Consider the following 4,417-nt stretch of genomic DNA (forward strand, 5'->3'; position numbering starts at 1 on the left):
CGCCCGCCCCGCGCCCGTGCTCCCGCCGGTCCCGGTCGCGACCCCCGTCGCCTCCCTCCCCGCCGCGCCCGACGACGCCCCCGAGGAGGATGCCGCGGAGTCCCGCCGCCCCGGCACCGACCTCACGGCGTTCCCCGACGCGGATCCGCAGCGCTACGCCATGCGCACCCCGCGCGCCGACGCCGCGGCGAGCGCCCTCACCCTCTTCCCCGAGCAGACCGGCCAGCGCCCCCCGCGCGGCCCCGTCGTCGCGCGCACCGGGTTCCGCGGGTTCCTCAACACGGTCACGGGCGGCCTGCTCAAGATCGGCCCGGGCCCCGAGGAGGCCGCCGCGAACGCGGAGGTCACCAGGCGCGAGGGCGACGAGCGGGTCATCCGCCAGGCCACCTGGTCCCGCGCGGTCAGCGTGCTGGTCGCCAACCGCAAGGGCGGCGTGGGCAAGACCCCGACGAGCCTCATCCTGGGCGGCGTGCTGGGCTCCATCCGCGGCGGATCCGTCGCCGTGGTCGAGGTCACCGACGACCCCGGCGCGCTCGGCTACCGCGCGGAGGGCCAGCCCCAGCGCGGCCTCGGCGAGCTGGTGCGCGACCGCGACGAGATCCACAGCGCCGGGCAGCTCGCCGGCTACACGGCGCCGCAGACGAGCTTCGCCTCGGTCGTCGCGTCCGTGGGGCCGCGCCGCGAGCTCACGGGCGAGGACGTCGTGGGCGTCTCCCGCCTCATCGACGAGTACTACGCCGTGCGCGTGATGGACTCCGGCAACCAGCCGTCCTCCTCCGCCTTCCGCGGCGCGATCGAGGTCACCGACGTGCTCGTCGTCCCGGTGCTCAACGCGGGCGACGCGGTGCTCGAGGCCGTCGCGCTGCTCGACTTCCTGCGCGAGCTCGGCGGCCACGCCGCGATGCTCGCCGACAACGCCGTGATCATCCGCCTGCACGACGGGCGCCCGGAGGACCCCGCGGTCGTCGCGCGCATCGACCGCATCCTCGACGACGCCCGCCCGGCCCAGATCTTCACGGTGCCGTACGACGCGCACATCGCGGAGCGCGGGCCGATCTCGCTCGGCTCGCTCGGTCCCGAGGTCCTCCGCGCCTTCACGGCCGCGACGGCCGGGGTCGTGCAGCGCCTGGCGCACGCGGTCCGCTGACGGGCGCCTCCACGGGCGGATCCGGGTCCGCCGAGGGCGAGCCCGGGTCCGTCGTGCGCGTCCCGCGCGCCCGGCGCCCCCGCCGCCCGCTCGACCGCGAGATCCTCGCGCTGGCGGTGCCGGCGCTCGGCGCGCTCGTGGCCGAGCCGCTGTTCCTCCTCACCGACACGGCGCTCGTCGGGCACCTCGGCAGCGCGCCGCTCGCGGGCCTCGGCATCGCGAGCGTGATCCTGCAGACGATCGTCGGCCTCCTCGTGTTCCTCGCCTACGCGACCACGCCCACGGTCGCCCGGCGGCTCGGCGCGGGCGACCGTCCCGGCGCGATCCGCGCGGGCATCGACGGCCTGTGGCTCGCCCTGGTGCTCGGCGCGGTGGTGCTGGTCGTCGGCTCCCTCGTCGCGGATCCGCTCGTGCGAGCCCTCGCGGGCACCGGCGGCGCCGACGCCGACCCCGCGGCGACCGCGGCCGTGGTCGACGCGGCGAGCACCTACCTCGGCATCTCGCTCCTCGGGATCCCCGCCATGCTCCTCGTCATCGCGGCGACCGGCCTCCTCCGCGGCCTGCAGGACACCCGCACCCCGCTCGTCGTCGCGGTCGCGGGCTTCGCGGCGAACGCGGCGCTCAACGCCGTGCTCATCTACGGGCTCGGCCTCGGCATCGCCGGTTCCGCGTGGGGGACCGTGGTCGCGCAGTGGGGCATGGCCGCGGTCTTCGTCGTGATCGCCGTGCGCGCCGCCCGGGACACGGGCACCACCCTGCGCCCCGGCCTCCGCGGGGTCGCGCGCTCGGCGGCGTCCGGCGGCTGGCTGCTCGTGCGCACGGCGTCGCTGCGCGCCGCGATGCTCGCCACGGTGGCGGTCGGCGCGGGGCTCGGCGTCACGGGGCTCGCGACCCTGCAGATCGCCCTCACCCTGTTCTCGACGGTCGCGTTCGTGCTCGACGCGCTGGCGATCGCCGGGCAGGCGCTGGTCGGCCACGGGCTCGGCGCCGACGACGTGCCGCGCGTCCGCACCGTCGCCCACCGGCTCGTGCAGTGGGGCGTCGGCCTCGGCGCGATCCTCGGCCTCGTCCTCGCGGCCGTGTCGCCGCTGCTCGGCCCGGTATTCACGGGCGACCCGGCGATCCACCGCATGCTGACGGCCGTGACCCTGGTGCTGGCCGTGGGCCTGCCCGTCGCGGGCTACGTGTTCGTGCTCGACGGCGTGCTCATCGGCGCGGGCGACGCGCGCTACCTCGCCCTCGCCGGAGTCGTGAACCTGGCGCTCTACGCGCCCGCGCTGATCCTCGTGGCGTGGCTCACGGAGACCGGCCGCGTCGCCGGGACCCCCGCGCTGCTCGCGCTGTGGGCGGCCTTCGGCCTCGTGTACATCGGCGCCCGCGCGCTCACGCTCGGCCTGCGCGCCCGCGGCGACCGCTGGATCGTGACGGGCGCCGCGCGCGCCTGAGCCGTCAGTACATCGCGAGCGGCGCGCCGCCCCGCGGCCCCGGGAACGCCCGGTCGAGCGCGGCGAGCGTCTCCTCCGGGATCACGAGGTCGAGCGCGGCGCGGTTCTCGGCGACGTGCGCGCGCGTCGCGGCCTTCGCGGTCGCGAACACGTGCGGCGCCTGGCGGACGACCCATGCGAGCGCGAGCTGGCCCGCGCTCACGCCGAGGGGCGCGGCGAGGTCGGCGAGCGCCGGATCCGTCGCGAGCCTCCCCTGGTCGAGCGGCGAGTACGCCATGACCGGCATGCGGCGCTCCGCCGCCCACGGGATCACGTCGTGCTCCGGCCCGCGCTGGGCGAGGTTGTAGAGCACCTGGTCCGTCTGCGCGGCGTCGCCGCCCGGGATGGCGGCCAGCTCGTCGAGGTCGTCGGCGTCGAGGTTGCTGACGCCCCAGGCGCGCACGAGGCCCTCCTCCACGAGCTCCTGCATCGCGGCGACCGTGTCGGCGAGCGGGTGCGATCCCCGCCAGTGGAGCAGGTACAGGTCGAGCCGGTCGGTGCCGAGGCGCGCGAGGCTGCGGCGCGCGGCCTCGCCGGTGCCGCGGCGGGACGCGTTCGACGGCAGCACCTTGCTGATGAGGAACACGTCGTCGCGGCGGCCCCCGATGGCCTCGCCGACGAGCTCCTCGGAGCGCCCGCTGCCGTACATCTCGGCCGTGTCGATGGCCGTGAGGCCCTGGTCGATCCCGGCGCGCAGCGCGTCGAGCTCGGTCGCGCGGGCACCGGCGTCGTCGCCCATGTTCCAGGTGCCCTGGGCGAGCGCGACCGCGCTGCGGCCGTCGGGGAAGGTGGTCGTGGGGATCCCGGTGTCCGTCATCCCCCCATCCTGCGCCGGTCGGGTGGGCGCGGCCCGGGAGGGAGGAGGACGCGACGCCCGTCCCTCAGCTCCGCGGCGTCGCCGGCACGCCCGGGAACGTGGGCACCCAGCAGCGCACGGCGTCGCGGTAGCGGCGGAACGGATCCCCGAAGCGCGCCTCGAGGTCGGCCTCCTCGCCCGGCCGCACGACGTGGTTCCAGAGCGACGAGCCGATGACGGCGTAGGCGACCACCATCCACGACCCGAGCACGAGCCCGACGGCCGCGGCCTGCGTGACGCCCGCGAGCGCCATGGGGTTCCGCACGAACCGGTACGGCCCGGCGATCACGAGCCGCGTCGCGGTCGCCGCCGGGAGCGGTGTGCCGCCGCCGCGGGTCGACATGGCCGCCGCCGACCAGGTCCCGAGCGCGCTCGCGAGCACCAGCACGACGACCCCCGCCGCGGGCACGGCGACGACCAGCACCCCGTCCGGCAGCGGGACGGCGACCCGCCACCGCAGCTCGAGCCAGCGGATCGCGAGGGGCGCCACAACGAGGAAGGCGCCCCAGAAGACGACGATCTGCGCGGCCGTCGCGGCCACGTGGCGGGAGGTGGCGGCGCTCGCGTCCGCGGGCCGGGCCGCGAACGGGCCGACGAGCGCCCACCGGCTCGGCAGCCGGCCGAGGAGCAGCAGGGCGCAGGCGACGAGCGATCCGAGCGCGGCGACCGCCATGACCACGACGCCCACGCCCGCCTCCCGGGTGACGGTCGCGAACCCGGCGAGCGCGACGGCGACCACGAGGGTCCAGGCGGCGGCGACGAGGGCGGCCCACCGGATCCCGGCGGCGGCGAGCGCCGACCCGACCACGAACAGGGGGACGTCGAGGAGGGCGACGGGCAGCGGGTCCAGCGACCCCAGCGTCGCGGCGCGCACCGCGGGCACGGTCGGCACGGCGACCCACCACGCGGCCCCGCCGAGCGCCTGCGCGG

The 4,417-nt window shown here is 77.4% G+C and carries 4 protein-coding genes; 2 read left to right on the plus strand and 2 right to left on the minus strand.

The features are described from left to right. Both Q6969_RS13385 and Q6969_RS13390 read left to right on the plus strand, forming a co-directional pair. The coding region (locus Q6969_RS13385; protein ID WP_396335553.1) for a MinD/ParA family protein at window positions 1-1,147 on the plus strand (1,147 nt) is incomplete at its 5' end. Between the two features lie 53 nt (window positions 1,148-1,200). Next, the gene (locus tag Q6969_RS13390) at window positions 1,201-2,592 is read left to right on the plus strand and encodes an MATE family efflux transporter (protein WP_317230880.1); all 1,392 of its coding nucleotides are present in this window, start codon (window positions 1,201-1,203) and stop codon (window positions 2,590-2,592) included. Between the two features lie 4 nt (window positions 2,593-2,596). Here Q6969_RS13390 and Q6969_RS13395 read toward each other — a convergent pair whose 3' ends face one another. Beyond that, the gene (locus tag Q6969_RS13395; protein ID WP_317230881.1) at window positions 2,597-3,448 is read right to left on the minus strand and encodes an aldo/keto reductase; all 852 of its coding nucleotides are present in this window, start codon (window positions 3,446-3,448) and stop codon (window positions 2,597-2,599) included. Between the two features lie 64 nt (window positions 3,449-3,512). After that, on the minus strand, window positions 3,513-4,417 hold a 905-nt coding region (locus Q6969_RS13400), incomplete at its 5' end, for an isoprenylcysteine carboxylmethyltransferase family protein (RefSeq protein WP_317230882.1).

The organism is Clavibacter sp. MX14-G9D (assembly GCF_032917815.1).
Classification (GTDB): Bacteria; Actinomycetota; Actinomycetes; order Actinomycetales; family Microbacteriaceae; genus Clavibacter; species Clavibacter michiganensis_K.

Bases quoted from the DNA above. Each gene is read 5' to 3' on its own strand.
- Q6969_RS13395 (WP_317230881.1), bottom strand. From the start codon at position 3,448: ATGACGGACACCGGGATCCCCACGACCACCTTCCCCGACGGCCGCAGC.